Origin of the sequence: Cellvibrio mixtus subsp. mixtus J3-8 (assembly GCF_000766945.1) — a bacterium.
GTDB lineage: Bacteria > Pseudomonadota > Gammaproteobacteria > Pseudomonadales > Cellvibrionaceae > Cellvibrio > Cellvibrio mixtus_A.
The window spans coordinates 39444-54311 of record NZ_KN266207.1; the positions used below are offsets into that span (position 1 = coordinate 39444).

Sequence of the window (14868 nt, forward strand, 5' to 3'; positions counted from 1 at the left end):
TTTTATTAACGACATGTATCCTCCATTGATGTTGTTAGGGATTGTAATTTTTAGAAATAAACTATTTTGCAACTATGGTTAGTCACGCGCAGAAAGCGTTTAATCATAGATCAGATTTGGATATTGGTATGGATTTTCTTGAAGTGTATGTACTGTTTAGTAGGTTAACTAATGAGCAAAAAAGGGAGATTTTAACGGAGATTAATTCTGGTTGTTCTTCGAATCATTTAGCTTCTTGTAGAGCAGGGTTTGAGCACGTATCTGTTCCTTCAGTTCCTCAGGTAGATGAAGATAAGCATTCATAAACTCCTCATCTTCTGCCGATTGAGGGCTCACACCATCCAGCAAATCAATCGGCAATTCGCCTCTCATCTGAGCTGGACTAATTCTGAATGCTTTAGCGAGCCTATTGATGTTTTCATCTGTTGGTTTACTCGATCCTGCAAACCATCTAGACACATTGGTTTGTGATGTGCCTGCCTGCCTTCCAATCTCACTTTGATTCGGTTTTCCTGCGCGCAAGTAATCGCCACCTTTCGCCAGGCAAATTAGCGTTAGGGTTTCTATTAGAGTCCGTGTTTTAAATCTTTTGCTATTCATATGCGAATACTACAGAAAATATCTATGCATGTTTGCATTGTTATATCTATACATTTGTGTATAGTTGTGCTCGTTTAAATGTAGAGGATTCAACATGATTGGCATTCAAGCGATGTTGTCATATCTGATTGAGCATGGTTGGTCTCAGTCTGCTTTAGCCAGAGAACTGGGGACTACGCAATCAACGATTCACCGTTTGGTTGAAAAAAACCAAGCCACTAGTTATGAGTTAGGTAAAAAAATCGAGAAGCTTTACGGCGACGAATCTCAGAAGAAAGCTGCCTAACTGCTTCCCATCCGTGGGGTGCAGCTAATTTCCCTGGCTTTCTGGTTGGTGAGTTCATTGTGCTTTTTTGCATCAATGATCGCTGTCACCGGCTGGCTATGTTTTTTTATACAGGAGGATAAGTGAAAAAAATTCGGACTTGCTGTGATTTGTTGGTAGAGCAAAAAGAGCTAAAAGCGAGGTTAGCTCTTTTGCGTGCGGAGAGCGTGGAGGATGGGCCAGCTAAACGGCGTCTTTTGGCAGTTTCCAGCCTTCTTTCTCTTGATGCAAAACTAATTCGATGTCCTCGTAAGACATAGACTGTACATCGCGTGGTAGCCAGTGGAATTTCTGAATCAGATAAAAGTGAATTGCATCCATTCCTCCGAGGTTCTTGTATTTCTCGCGTTTCGCCAGTGTGTCTCCAAATACGGCGAGGCTATAAGCAAGGTCTCCTTGAGCGCTGTGGAGTCGATGCAAAATTTCATATTTTTCATTTTTCATGATTAATCTCCATGTGATTAATTGTGATTGGGGATGGGTGTTGGCGCACCCAGCCCCGTTTTTACACTATCGACCAGCTTTCTGCATAGAGCTGAGTGACGCATTTTTACTTATAAGATCGGGTTTGGGTAATGAGTAACTTTAAGTACACGTTGGGTGATATCAAGGACGCCTTGCGCGAGTTGTATCCCGACGATACGGATGAATGGTTACGCTCGGGGATGGCGATAAAAAAAGAATTCGGCGAGGATGGTTTTGATGTATGGGATTCCTGGTCGAGTAATTACAGTGATTACAAAGAAAAAGAATGTCGCACTCGTTGGAAAAGTTTTAAAGGTGGTAGCAGTCGGGGTAGTGTGAGCATTGCTTACATTATTACCTTGGCCACCCAGCGCGGTTGGTCCCTTGATCGCCCGGAGTTCACTCCGGAAGAAAAAGAAAAGTTTATGCGCGAGCAGGAAGCGCGACAAGCTGCAATGGCCGAACGTTGGGCAAAAGAAGAGGCCGATATTCAGCGCTGGTATGACGTAGTTGCTGAAGCCTCGCAAAAATTATTGCCAATGCTAAGAACGGTTGGTAATTCAAAATATCTCGGTATTAAAAAAATCCATAGTTGCGGATGCTTGTTTTCGCCGTGCGCAATTCTTTTAGATTTTAAGGCCGATTTCACCATCGATATTCTTACCGGTGATGCCATTAAGCCTGTGTTTGAACGGGTGAAAAAAAACAAGGCAAATGGCAAAGAAGATGCGGACGCAATAATTTATTTTAAACGCGGCTCGATCATGGTTCCCATGTTCAACGAGTTTAATCAGCTGCGAAATTTTCAAATAATTTATAACGATGGTAAGTCAAAGCGGTTTTTAACCAACGGACAAAAATCCGGGCTTTGGTTTGTTATTAGTTCCGGTAAGGCCTCCCCCGATTCCCCTCTTTCGTTTTGCGAGGGTTTTGCCACTGGTGCCAGTATTCATATGGCAACTGCGTGGGACACCGTTGTAACTTTTGATGCGGGCAATATGCCGGTAGTCGCTGAAAAGTTCCGCTTAGATCCGCGAAGAAAAATTTTCGCCGGCGATAACGATTGGGAAACGGCACTGGATCCAAAAAAGAAAAATATTGGACTGGTGAAGTGTAAAGAAGCCGCGCGCATTGGCGGCGGCGCCTGGTCAATTCCGAGTTTTGGCGGCAATGCTGAAGGATTGAGTGACTTCAATGATCTGCACGCGGTAGAGGGTTTGGCAATCGTTAGAGGGCAGCTTGAGGCTGCATTGACCTGGCCTGATACCAGCGAGCTTGAACAGCGTGTAGAAAATTATTCCCTGGATGCGCCTCCTGATTACGGTGATATTCCATTGCCTGATGATTCGGATTACCCCGGCGATAATGCCTCTCCCGATCCCTCTCTTTCCGTTGAGCAACTTACTATTGAAAATTTGCTTACGCGGTATGCGTTAATTGATCCAGATGGGAAGGTTTGGGATTCTTTTAATAAAAAAATTATTAAATCCGGTGCGTTTAAAAATATCGTGCGCCCAAAAATGTTCAGAGAGTGGCTGGAGCATGAAAAGCGTCGCACTGTGTTGCTGGATGATGTTGAGGGTGAAGCTGCTGCCGCACAAAAGCGGGGGCGCGGGGGGCTAGCTGAGGCGCTTAATAGATATGTTTATTTAAATCCGAGTGATAGCGTGTGGGATAAACAGACTCGTGAGCTAGTGGCGGTGAGTCATTTAAAAATTGCTATTGCTGATTGTTTTGGTATGTGGGTTGCGCATCCGGATCGAGAAGAAATTCCTTTGCGTAACCTGGTGTTTGATCCAACCCAGCGGTGTAATACACAGACCCACATTAATCAGTTTCGTGGCCTTGCTTTGCAGCCCGACGACAAGGTTGATAAGTGTCGCAATATCCTGCAGATGTTAATGGGGCTGTGCAATAACGATATGGTTGTTTATAAGTGGTTGCGTCGTTGGTTGGCGTATCCACTGATAAATGTTGGGGCAAAAATGGAAACGTCTGTGCTTTGTCATTCCGATGTACATGGCTCGGGTAAGAGTTACTTTTTTGATGTGGTTATGCGCAGTATCTACGGCGAATATTCTCGCACTGTTGGTCAGGCCCAGCTTGAAGGCCAATACAACGATTGGATGAGTAAGGTTCTCTATTGTGTGTATGAAGAGGTTTTAAGTAGAAGCCAGCGCTATAGCCACACAGGTACGATTAAACAAACTATTACCGGTAAAACCGTTCGGATCGAAAAAAAGTTTATGAGCGGTTGGGAGGAATCCAACCACATGAATTCAGTATTTTTATCCAATGAAGTTTTGCCGTTGCCTGTTGAGCCGAGTGACCGGCGCTTCTTGGTAATTTGGCCAGAGACGAAATTGTATGAACATCTGCAGCGTGGTGTTGATCAAGATCTAAAGAATGGTGGGGCTGCTGCCTTCTATCAATTTCTGCTGAATACAAAAATGCAGGACGATGATGAAGAGTTTCCATTTGATGAGCACACCAAGCCCCCAATGACCGAAGCGAAGGAGCGATTGATTGAGCACGGGCGCCCGATCTGGGAGGTGTTTTATCAGGAGTGGGAACGGGGTGCGCTGATGCACAATAAAAAAATTGTTCCGTATGGCACTGTGCGCGTTAGTGATCTGTTTAAATATTTTGAAGCCTGGTGCAGCCAAAACAAAGAGCATGGTATGGGCTCGCACCGGTTTTCCTCATTCATTGGTAGCAAAGTGAAAAAGCGGCGCGACCTTGATTACGATTGGATGAGTGTGAAGGGGAAGGCAACATTTTTTATTATCGGAAAATGCCCGGAAGATAAAACCCAGCAGCAGTGGCTTGGAGCATGTGTGCAGGGGCATGACGAAATACTTAATGCAGGTGATTTCGTAGATTCCAATACAAAAACTGCTGCTTAACCCGTAATCCCGTAAATCATCCCGTAATTGATGATTTTTTAACTTATTGAATAATAAGGAAATCCCGTAAACCCGTAATCCCGTAATTGTTTTTTTGCGCGCGTGCATATGTGCGCGCACGCGCGCGACCTATCGGAAGCAATGCGAGATAACTAAAAATATTTCCACGCGAGGAAATATAAATACGGGATTACGGGTTTACGGGATTTTATTAATTTTCAATAACTTATCAGTTTTTAATTTACGGGATGCTTTACGGGATTTACGGGAGGAAAAATTTCTTGGTTTGGTTGGTGATTATCGGGGTATTTATGCAAGGCGAAAAAAGCTGCTCACCAGATTGGTTTATTCCGCTTTTGGAGGAGTGGGGAATCGAGTACGGTAGAGGGAAAATTGTGGATCTTAGTGCGCGGTCTGGCACTCAAGTTCTTTGGGGGAAAGGTAGGGCGCGTAAAGGGTTTAACTCCAGTGAATCGGAACGCGCTTTAGTAAACAAGGCTTTCGAAGAGTTGCGAAAACTCAATGAATACGCGGCGGGAATGATTCAGTTTGTGTATTTGAGTGGTCGTCGTAAATCGATGTGTGATGTAGAAAATTGCTACAACTTAAGTAACCGCGCTGCAGGTCAGGAAGTGAGTGCAGCAGAAGCGTTGATGTATAACGAGTTCATGAGATTTAAACGAGTGGCATAAAATCGTTTGCATTTTTGATCAAAGCAATTTATAAATTGCCGCATGCTTGGCAGAGCTACGCGATAAAGGCCGTTGGGGAAACCTAACGGCCTTTTTGTTTGCCTTGCATGTGCTTTCTGTGACCACGACCCTTGCCCCTGTGCATTTTGCACTGGGGCTTTTTTTTGAATTTTTTTCGGTGCTCCATGACTTTCTACGAACAATTGCAAACTGCTGCGGTTTCATTGGGTGCTAATTGGCTCGTTGACTTTGGGGCGCTGAACATTGTTGGCGTGCGTAATACCGTTGAGCTTGATGCAAATAGTTTTAACGATTTGGTTTGTATTGCGTACATGAGCCGCACTTATGGTCCTTGCGTTTTAATTTGCGAGGCTACTACCGATCCGGGCATTTACTGGCGTAAGAATTTGGCCAATGTGAAAGGCACTGCAGTGCTGCCGCGTGGACACCATAAGCGTTTGTGGTGCCTGGGTAAGCATCAGGGCAAATATGTTGCACTGGTGCAGTCATCACCTGTTGGTGTTTTACGTGATCGCAATCGTGATTCAAAGATCGATCTGAATGGTGTGCTCGATGTTGGGATGCATGGCATTGCGTTGCATCGTGCTAATGAGCATGTTGAGTCGAAACAAGTTGATAAGTGGTCGGCGGGTTGCCAGGTGATTGCATCGCCCGCGCAATACGATCGCGTTATTGAGCTCGCTCACACGCATGCACGTACCTTGGGTAATTCGTTTGATTACACGTTGGTGCATGACGTTGATATCGGGTTGAAGTGGGGAGGCAAATAACTGTGTCCAGCAATTCCCACGAACAACGCTTTGATCGCATTGATGCAAAGCTTGATGACTTGAATAAGGCTGTAATTTTGTTGGCACGTATTGAAGAGCGTTTGGTCGCTCAATCCGAATTATCACAGCGCCTCGGACGGCGCCAAGAAGTGATGGAGAAAAGAATCTCCAGACTGGAATTATCGCGTGCGAAATTTGCGGGCGCGGTAATGGTGTTAGGTGGCCTGAGTACATACATAGGGCCGTTAATTGAAAAACTTTTTAGGGGTTAGTTATGGGCCGTTATACAGCGAGTTTAGCGAGTGCTGTTCTTTGTGTTGTTGGTTGTGTGTTGATGGTTGCGTTTGCTGTTGTGCCGTCACCAGTGCTTGCTGCTGATGTTGCTGCCAGTGTGCCTGTGGTGGCATCTGCTCCAGCTGTTGCAGCAGATGCAGTGGCTGAAGTTAGTTTCATTACCTGGTTGCTTGCGAATGTACCTGATGTGCTGCAGTTGTTGAGTTTGGTTGTTGCACTTGCATCGAGCTTTGCCGCACTCACACCCACGCCGAAAGATGATGGGGTGCTGCTGTGGTTGCGTAAGGCAATTGATTTCTTGGCGCTGAATTTTTTAGGAGCGAAGAATGCAAAGTCTAATAAAGATTTTAGTTCTTATCGGTGAATTGGTTACGTGGGTTATTCGAGTAAAGCAACAGGAGAAGCAACGTGAACAAGTTGAAACTATTCGCAATGATCCTGTCGATGCTTTCCGTAATGAGTTTGGCGGCGTGCCAGACAATGAAGCCGGACAGCCCGAAGGTCTGCACGGCAGTAAAGCCAGTGCTGAAGTCGATGCAAAGCAATGATCGAGGCGGTATCAGTCTTGATCGCGATGACACTGCAGCATTGATGATCTACATCAAGCAGCTGCAGTCATGTGCGGGGGTCTAGTCCCCCCGCCCTTTAGGTTCTTCCCCGGAATCGAAAGCCTACGGGAATAAGCCCCGCAGGATTTCTCTAAAGGTCTGAGGCTAAGGGGGGTTGTAGTAGTAGCTTGATTTTAAAGAATTTTTTTTTGGTGTTTTCTATGAGCTGGCCGGAACCCGATTTGAAAGCGAGCCAGACAACGTTCGCGTTGATGGTGGGTGTATCGCAGCAAGCGATTAGTCAGTTAAAGGGCAAGGGTGTATTGCCTGAAAATGGAACCTACGCCGATTGGTTAATTGCCTACCTGGAGCGCCTGAGATCCGAAGCAGCAGGCCGTGAGCAAGACCAGCGCCTTTCCGATGTTCGCATTCGCGAAACTGAAATGTCCGCAAACTTGAAAGAACTCGAATACGCAAAGCAACTTGGAAAAATTATTTTGGTGGATGACTTGGCTCCGCTAATGAATTCCTTTTGCAGTGCGGTGCAATTTAACGTGATGGCCGCTCAGGAGCGGATCATCGAAGCAATTGAATCAAAGTATTCAATAACCATTGACGATGACGATGTTAGTAAACCACTTCGCGCCGCGATCGAATCTGTTATCAGCGGGTCGCGTGAATTTATCGCGCGTACTTCGCCAGGCGATGGCAGCGATGAAGCCAGTACCGGACATACCGACGGCGCAATGGTCTGAGAGTTATCTAAAACTACCGAAAGAAAATAGCGATACGCCGGGCGATTTCGATCTTTATTACGCCCCATATCTTCACGGCATATTTGCCGCTTTCGATAACCCAAAGATTCCAGAAATTGTGTGCATGAAGGCCGCGCAAGTTGCGTGGACTACAGCATTGATCGCACACATTCTGAAGCGAGTTGATGTATCGCCATCAGCAATGATTGGCATGTTTGCCACAGAAAAAGCTGCGCTCGCGTTCAGTGATGAAAAGCTTGTTCCCATTCTGAAAGAAACTTCGCGGATTCATGGAAAGATCGATACAACCTCCGCGCGTAAATCAGGTAACCGTGCGTTACATAAAAATTTCCCTGGTGGGTTTTTAAAGTTAATCACTTCTAAAGCGATTGGCGATGTTAAATCGACACCGGCTAAATTTGTTTTCGTTGAAGAGCCGGACGACGCCGCTGAGAACGTAAAGGATCAGGGCGACTCAGTGTTGCTGCTCTGGGAGCGGACAAAGCGCCAGCGCAACCCTAAACGCATTTTAGGTGGTACTCCCAAGGTCAAAGGGTTTAGTCGCGTTGAGCGATATATCCAGCGATCAGATCAGCGTGTATTACCCATTGTTTGTCACGACTGCGGTGAATCCCACGTGCTCGACTTCATCAACGTCACCTGGGATGAAGCGGAACAAGAGTGGCACAAAGAGTACGGTAAGGCTTTACCAGATACTGCCGTGTACGCTTGCCCGCATTGCGGTAGTGCATGGGACGATTACCAACGGAAGGAAAATATTCGCAACACTGTTTATGCAGCGATGGAAGCTGGTGATGAAAACTGCGGATGGGTAGCAACTGCAGAGTTTTCCGGCGTTGCTGGGTTCATGGAACTGAATGAAGTTTATGTGTGTTTGCCAGGCGCAGGTTTAGCGGAGCTCGTGAAGTCATATCTTCAGGCGGAATACCAAAGCGCCCAGGGTAATGAGAATGACAAAATTGTTTTTGTTAATTCAAAGCAAGGCCGCCCTTACGAATTTGATGATGATCGCGATGATGCGGAAGCGCTTCAAAAACGCGCTGAAGCTGATGAGTCTTCGCAGCATGAAGAGCTGATTTGTCCATACAGCGGATTGCTGCTGACCTGTGGCATTGATGTTCAACATGATCGTGTTGAGCTCGTTATCCGGGCATGGGGTGAAGGGGAAGAAAGCTGGCAAGTTTATTACGGGGCTCTTTATGCATCGGTAGGTTGCGTTGATAAAAACGATCCGGTGTGGGCCGCCCTGGACCAAATTGTATTTGGTGCGATCCAGCATGAGCGTGGCATGAATGTTTATGTTTCTGCGGTAAGCATCGACTCATCAGACGGAACCACCAGCGACGCGGTTTATCACTGGGTGAGAACGCGCTCCAAGACTTACCCTCATCGTTTGGTGATGGCGATCAAGGGGGCGAGCAGCGGCGATCCTGAAATATTCGTCACTCCAAAAGTGAAAGGGATTGATCATAAAAATCCGAAGAAAACTACCAAAGCAGATAAGCATGGTGTGAAAGTTTTCATCGTGGGTACCAACAAAGCCAAAGACTGGCTTTCGAGTCATATGAAGCTCAACGGAAAAGGCGCTGGCCGGTTCCATTATTACAAGGGCGTGCGATTGGATTACTTCGATCACATGTGCGCCGAAGCAAAAATTCCAAACAAGTTTGGAAAAAAAACGTGGCAACCCAGAGCCGGGCGTCGCACCGAGGGGTGGGACTGCGAAGTTTATTCCCTTCACGCGGCAAGAGCTCGCCGCGTGCATTTGTACAAATCTGATGATTGGAAAAAGTTAGAGGCGGAATTAACGCAAGCGGATTTATTTGCTGCAGTTGACGAAGCACCAATTGCAAACCAAACGCGCGTTACCCAGCGCAGAGAATCACGGTGGTAAACCATGGCCTACACGCAAGCTGATATTGATGCACTTGAAGTTGCAATGATATCGGGTGTTAAAAAAGTAAAAATCGATGGCCGTGAAACCGAATTTCGCGACCTGGATGAAATGGAACGCCTTTTGAACACAGCAAAGGCTTCCGTTGCTGGCCGCCGGCGTACTGCTTACACCTCATCTGGTTATGATCGCGGATATCAATAAATCATGAAAATGCTGGAATCTCTAATCGAAGCTGTCGCACCCCGTGCTGCGCTTAAGCGTGCGCTAGCGCGAAAGGCAATTGATTTGCTGGATGTTCGTGCCGGTTACGATGCTGCAGGTCGCGGGCGCCGTGGAATGCGTGGACGTGGCACCACTCAAAACGCCGAGTCCCGCCGCTCATTGGTATTCATGCGCAACAATGCAAGAGAACTGCAGCGAAATAATCCTTACGCTGCGAGTGCATTGCAGGCCGTCGTATCGGGTACTGTTGGCAGCGGCATTAAACCCGTTGCCAGTCACCCAACAAGCAAAAAAAAGAAAAAGCTTGCCGATGAATTAATGTCTGAGTGGGCTAACAGCGTTGCGTGCGATTTTGATGGCCGTCTTAATCTGTTCGGATTGCAAGCGTTATCAATGCAAACCGAATCATTAAGTGGTGAAGCGTTGGTTGTTCGCAGATTCGTGAATGATCCAACGATGAGAATTCCATTAAAGCTGCAGCTATTGGAAGGTGATTTCCTTGATCACACTAAGGATACCCCGTTAACAAATGGCGATACCGTAACCCAAGGTATTCAGGTTCGTGACGGTGTTCGCCAATTCTATTTTCTCCATGATTGTCATCCTGGGGAATCAGGTGTGCATGGTCTCACATCAAAGCCGGTCAGCGCCGACCAAGTTGCGCACATTTATGACATGGTTCGCCCGGGCCAAATGCGCGGTGTTCCTCGTGGTGTATCTGCGTTCACGCGATTAAAACTGCTAGATGATTATCAAGATGCGCGTCTTGAACTTCAAAAAATGGCCAGCTGTATTGCTGGCTTTATTTTTAATGAGGACAACGATTCGGCGAAAGGTGATGTGCTTCCTTCACGGTTGGAGCCGGGAATGCTTGCACGTTTGAATGGTGATGAGCGGATCGCGTTTAACACTCCGCCCAATAGTTCAGACCATGCGAGTTTTGTTGTTCCTGAGCAGCGAATTATTGCTACCGCTTGGGGAATTACTTATGAAGCGCTTACCGGTGATTACAGCGATGTGAATTTCGCTAGTGGAAAAATGGGCCGCATCCAGATGTTTAGCAATGTGCATCGCTGGCGATTCAATATGTTGATCCCACAGTTTTGCAAAAACATTGAGCGCTGGTTTTTGGAAGCAGCGAAAGTAAGAGGTTATGACCTCTCTGGTGTGACATTCGATTGGACACCTCCTAAAAAAGAAATTCTCGACCCTGCTGCAGAAATTCCCGCAATCATTAAAGAAATTCGTGCTGGTCTCAATAGCTTCCAAGGCGCGTGTCGTGAACGTGGGATTGACCCTGAATTGCTGTTAAAACAAATCAAAGAAGATATTGATTTGTTCGACCAGTATGGATTGGTCCTCGATATCGATCCGCGTCGAACAACCAGCAGCGGCCAGATGCAGTCAGTCGGTAATGCTGCAGAGGGAGTGGATCTATCAACGAACGACAAAGGTATTCCCGGAGAAGATGATGAAGAATTTAAAAAAGCCGCATAACTTTTTTTGTGATGTGAGCGCAGGCGCCTTAGATACAAAAAATAGCATTAGTGCAAGTGGCGAGCTGCTGCTGTATGGGGTGATCGGGGAATGGTGGGATGGCCTTGATGCGCTGTCCATCGTTACTCAATTGAACGCCATGCCAGGCAGTGAAATTGTAGTGCGTATTCAGTCACCAGGTGGGAGTGTTGCTGAAGGCTTGGCGATGTTTAACAACCTCAAGCAGTCGAGTAAGAAAGTCATCGTTTATATCGATGGAATTGCAGCGAGCATGGCAAGCGCGATTGCAATGGCTGGCGACGAAATCATTATCCCGAGTAATGCATTGTTCATGTTGCACAAGCCGAGTGCGATGGTTGGAGGCAACGCAAACCAGTTGCGTGATTACGCGGATGATCTTGATGTTTATGAGGGGTCTCTGCTGCAAATTTATTCTGATCGTACTGGCAAAACGATGGATGAAATAAGAGCGCTTTTAGCGGATGGCAAAGACCACTATTTTCGTGGACAGGACGCAATTGATTACGGTCTCGCAGATAAGTTGGCAGGTGATTATTCAATTCAGGCGAGTGCAAAACACATTGCAGCATTGGGCGTTCCTGCCGCCTATGCATCAACACTTTTTAAACCTACCGCGGCGGCCGCCGCATCAACTACAGAGGAAAATACGATGAAGATTAAAATCAAAGCCAAAGGTGGCGGCTGGCATTTTGTTCCGGCCATTACAGCAGCTTTGGAAAATAGTTATAAAACTCCTGCAGAAATTATCGCTGCATTGGCCAAAAAAGGCATTCAAGTTACCGAAGCAGCTTTGAATGGTGAATCTGAGGTCGATGAGCAAACTTTGGGGGCAATCGCAAGCGCCCTGGAAATTCCCCCGGTACAAAACGCTACGCCTTCCGCTCAAACAAATGGCCAGCCCCTGGATGCGGAAGCCGCGATTGCTCAAGAGCGTCAACGTGTTAAGGAGTTGCGTGAATTGGGAGTACAGGCAAGCGTCGACGTAGCGATCATAAATGCCTGGATTGACAGCGGTATGACGGTTCCCGAGGCGCGTGTAAAAGCATTGGAGGCGATGGCGCAGCGTGATAAGGATGGATCGCCGTCTTTCACTCACGTGCGGGTGGGATCAGGCGTTACGGCTGAAGCATTACGCGGTGCATTAGTTGGTGCGTTGCTTCATCGCGCAATGCCTGGCACGTTTAAGCTTGATCAGGTCAGTGCAGAATTCCGTACGTTTACCGTCATGGATATGATCAAGCAAGTGATGGCATATGCTGGTGAAAGTGTTAGCGGAAAAACTGTTTCAGATTTGATTGCAATGGCCATGCACACTACCAGTGATTTCCCGCTCATTCTGCAGGAGTCCGCCAATAAAGTGCTTCGTAACGCTTATGCGCTTGCGCCCAATACCTATCAACAGATTGCAGTTAAAACGACCTCAAAAGATTTCCGCGCAAAACACTCATTGCAAATCGGTGGTGGTAGCGGTCTGGAAAAAGTGGGTGAGAACGGCGAATTTAAAGCCGGTTCTTTGAGTGAAAGTGATGACAGCTACAAGCTGGATACTTACGGAAAGCTGTTTCCGTTTACTCGCCAGTTAATGATCAATGACGATGTGGGTGCGTTGGTTCGTTTCTTCAACACTGTTGGCCTGCTTGCTGGCCGCAATGAAAACAAAATCGTTTGGAACCTGGTTAAATCAAACCCCAACTTGAGAGACGGTATCCCTGTTTATTCAACGAATACCAAGCGCAAAAACCTGGTGACTGGTGCTGCCATTGATGAGGCAACAGCAACCAAGCTGAAAAAGTCTCACCGTCAAATGGTGGGGTTGGATGGCGAGCCTTTGAATATCGCACCGAAGTTCCTTGTTGTTAACTCTGAGCGTGAAGTAGAAGCTGCCAAGTTCTTGGAAATTGTTAATCCTTCCAAAACCTCTGACGTGAACATCTTTGCGCGCACCATGGATCTGATTGTTGAAACTCAATTGGATGGTGTGGCTAACAACCCATTCTGGACTTTCGCTGATCCTGCATTGGTTCCTGCCATTGAATATGCGTATCTCGAAGGTGAAGAAGGTCCGGTGATTGAAGCGGATTGGGGTTTCGAGGTTGACGGCATGACCTTGAAAATCCGCCACGATTTCGGTGCCGGTTTTGTGGATTATCGTGGTACTGCACAAAGCACTGGCGCAGCTTAATAGATAATCTTTTTTGACCTACAGAAAGCGGCTTATGCCGCTTTTTTTATTGAGGAATTTGAAATGAAAAATTTTGTGCAAAAGGGCCGGACGGTTACCTTCACTGCTTCTGCAGCTTTGGCTTCGGGTGCCGGCGTTATGTTAAATGCGACCTTGTTTGGTGTGAATAGCAACGATGTTGCTATCGGTGGAACTGGCGAAGCTGTGATTGAAGATGTGTTCGCACTTCCTAAAGCCGCGATTACTAACGCGCAATTCGCAGCTGCCTACTGGGATAACACCAACAAGGTCACTACGAACGTGGCAAGTGGTAACGCGCTTATTGGTGTGTACACCGAAGCAGGTGGCCCCGGTGTTCAATCCCCGGTGCGCCTGATTCCAAAGGCAGCGTAACGTGAACTTTGATCGTTTGCACCACAACACCGCCCGGACCCAGCTTCGCCTGCTGGGCGGTGTTGCTGGCACCTTCGAAAAAGGTGGCATCGTTACCGATCCAATTTTGGTACTTGTTGAACGGAACGTACAAATGCCCGCTGACAATGGGCTTACATTGGAGCGCCGCAATATTGCCACGCTGTTGAAGCAAGAGGTTGGTGAAGTTAAGTCTGGAAATTTAATTACTGTTGATGCTGAAACCTTAAAAGTTACCGACTTGATGAGTGATGACGGTTTTGTCGTAAAGGTATTTGTTCGTGGCTCAACCCCTGGCTAAACAGATTAAAAGTCTGGAGCGAAAGCTAAAGGACTATTCCGAAAAAGAATTGCCACGTGCGAGTGCCAGTGCGCTTAATAAAATTACCGGGAAAGTCAAAACACATTTGGTTAGAACTGTCTCTAAAGACGTAAAAGTTCCAACCAAAATTTTAAACAAACAGGTTTTCACTTCGCGTGCCACAACAAAAAGTTTACGCGCATACGTGAAGTCATATCTGCGACCAATCGCTGCAGCTCGCCTGCTGCCTTTCAATATGCTGGTAAAAAACAGGACGCGAGGCACTAACCGGCGCGGTGTGCGCGTCGCCGGACAACAGTTTGATGGAGCGTTCATCAATGTGGGAATGTCCAGCGGTCGGGGTACAGGTAAGTATTCCAAGTTTTATATCTTGCGGCGGCTCGGTAAAGAGCGTTATCCCCTGGAGCAAATCACGATAAAAATTGATGAGACGGTGATGAATAATCAGTTGCCGATCGCACAGCGATTTATGCGTGAAGATTTTCAACGAGAGTTGATTCGTCAACTTACTTACAGGATTAGTAAATATGCCAAATGAACGTAAAGCGATACGCGATGCGATTACAGAGGTTTTAGAAAGCGTCTTGGATTTTCCTGTGTTTTCCGGGCGATCGATTGATGGGCGAGAGTTAACGGAATTTGTAAATGTGTATATCACGGATGGAGAAGTTTTTACTGAGGGGCTTGGGTCGCGAACGGAAGCAAGTGTATTGATTAGTTATCGGACAGACGACGAACTGACTGATGACCAATTAGATGAAAAAAGTGATCCGATTGCGGAAGCGATGGAATCACATGATTTTGGTGGTGTGATGCAGGGAATTATACCGGCTGGCTTTGAATATTTGGATGAGCGTGAGCGTGGTTACGATGGAATCAGTTTGCGTTATTTAGTGATTTATTAACCTGGAGAAATCTT

General features: G+C 46.7%; 18 protein-coding genes. 16 read left to right on the plus strand and 2 right to left on the minus strand.

Going from position 1 to position 14868, the window contains the following annotated elements; genetic code table 11:
* Window positions 1-201: 201 nt before the first annotated feature.
* A complete protein-coding gene (locus tag A596_RS05325; protein WP_039913135.1) occupies window positions 202-600 on the minus strand; it encodes a helix-turn-helix domain-containing protein in 399 nt (132 codons plus the stop codon).
* A 94-nt stretch (window positions 601-694) separates the two neighbouring features.
* Between A596_RS05325 and A596_RS05330 the strand changes: the two genes are divergently transcribed.
* Window positions 695-886 (plus strand): helix-turn-helix domain-containing protein, encoded by a 192-nt coding sequence (locus tag A596_RS05330; protein WP_039913136.1) that lies wholly within the window; start codon window positions 695-697, stop codon window positions 884-886.
* Window positions 887-1108: 222 nt separating this feature from the next.
* Here the strand turns inward: A596_RS05330 and A596_RS05335 are convergent, their stop codons facing one another.
* Window positions 1109-1369 (minus strand): hypothetical protein, encoded by a 261-nt coding sequence (locus A596_RS05335; RefSeq protein ID WP_039913137.1) that lies wholly within the window; start codon window positions 1367-1369, stop codon window positions 1109-1111.
* Window positions 1370-1500: 131 nt separating this feature from the next.
* Between A596_RS05335 and A596_RS21935 the strand changes: the two genes are divergently transcribed.
* From A596_RS21935 to A596_RS05410, 15 genes are all read left to right on the plus strand, one after another.
* Complete coding sequence (locus A596_RS21935) at window positions 1501-4296, plus strand: DUF5906 domain-containing protein (protein WP_052417251.1); 2796 nt, start codon at window positions 1501-1503, stop codon at window positions 4294-4296.
* 281 nt (window positions 4297-4577) lie between these two features.
* The gene (locus A596_RS05345; protein WP_039913138.1) at window positions 4578-4988 is read left to right on the plus strand and encodes a hypothetical protein; all 411 of its coding nucleotides are present in this window, start codon (window positions 4578-4580) and stop codon (window positions 4986-4988) included.
* 185 nt (window positions 4989-5173) lie between these two features.
* Window positions 5174-5779: a hypothetical protein gene (locus tag A596_RS05350; protein ID WP_039913139.1), complete on the plus strand. Its 606-nt coding sequence runs from the start codon at window positions 5174-5176 to the stop codon at window positions 5777-5779.
* 2 nt (window positions 5780-5781) lie between these two features.
* A complete protein-coding gene (locus tag A596_RS05355) occupies window positions 5782-6051 on the plus strand; it encodes a hypothetical protein (RefSeq protein WP_039913140.1) in 270 nt (89 codons plus the stop codon).
* Between the two features lie 2 nt (window positions 6052-6053).
* A complete protein-coding gene (locus A596_RS23460) occupies window positions 6054-6437 on the plus strand; it encodes a hypothetical protein (RefSeq protein ID WP_039913141.1) in 384 nt (127 codons plus the stop codon).
* The gene (locus tag A596_RS05365) at window positions 6400-6621 is read left to right on the plus strand and encodes a hypothetical protein (protein WP_039913142.1); all 222 of its coding nucleotides are present in this window, start codon (window positions 6400-6402) and stop codon (window positions 6619-6621) included. Before A596_RS23460 ends, A596_RS05365 begins: the two co-directional genes overlap by 38 nt.
* 221 nt (window positions 6622-6842) lie before the next feature.
* A complete protein-coding gene (locus tag A596_RS23095; RefSeq protein ID WP_052417252.1) occupies window positions 6843-7376 on the plus strand; it encodes a hypothetical protein in 534 nt (177 codons plus the stop codon).
* Window positions 7327-9291, plus strand: a complete 1965-nt coding sequence (locus A596_RS05375; protein WP_160280088.1) for a phage terminase large subunit family protein — start codon at window positions 7327-7329, stop codon at window positions 9289-9291. The genes A596_RS23095 and A596_RS05375 overlap by 50 nt, the downstream gene beginning before the upstream one ends.
* Before the next feature lie 3 nt (window positions 9292-9294).
* Complete coding sequence (locus tag A596_RS05380; RefSeq protein ID WP_039913144.1) at window positions 9295-9495, plus strand: phage head-tail joining protein; 201 nt, start codon at window positions 9295-9297, stop codon at window positions 9493-9495.
* A gap of 3 nt (window positions 9496-9498) precedes the next feature.
* Window positions 9499-11013 carry a phage portal protein gene (locus A596_RS05385; protein WP_052417254.1) on the plus strand — a complete coding sequence of 505 codons (1515 nt, stop codon included), beginning with the start codon at window positions 9499-9501 and terminating at the stop codon, window positions 11011-11013.
* Window positions 10988-13216, plus strand: a complete 2229-nt coding sequence (locus tag A596_RS05390) for a head maturation protease, ClpP-related (RefSeq protein WP_039913146.1) — start codon at window positions 10988-10990, stop codon at window positions 13214-13216. The genes A596_RS05385 and A596_RS05390 overlap by 26 nt, the downstream gene beginning before the upstream one ends.
* 63 nt (window positions 13217-13279) lie before the next feature.
* A complete protein-coding gene (locus A596_RS05395) occupies window positions 13280-13609 on the plus strand; it encodes a DUF2190 family protein (RefSeq protein WP_039913147.1) in 330 nt (109 codons plus the stop codon).
* 1 nt (window position 13610) lies between these two features.
* Complete coding sequence (locus A596_RS05400; RefSeq protein WP_039913148.1) at window positions 13611-13928, plus strand: hypothetical protein; 318 nt, start codon at window positions 13611-13613, stop codon at window positions 13926-13928.
* Window positions 13909-14487, plus strand: coding sequence for a phage tail protein (locus A596_RS05405; protein WP_039913149.1), 579 nt, complete (start codon window positions 13909-13911; stop codon window positions 14485-14487). The genes A596_RS05400 and A596_RS05405 overlap by 20 nt, the downstream gene beginning before the upstream one ends.
* Entirely contained in the window at window positions 14477-14854 is a 378-nt protein-coding gene (locus A596_RS05410; RefSeq protein ID WP_039913150.1) for a hypothetical protein, read from the plus strand. Before A596_RS05405 ends, A596_RS05410 begins: the two co-directional genes overlap by 11 nt.
* The last annotated feature ends 14 nt before the right edge of the window (window positions 14855-14868 follow it).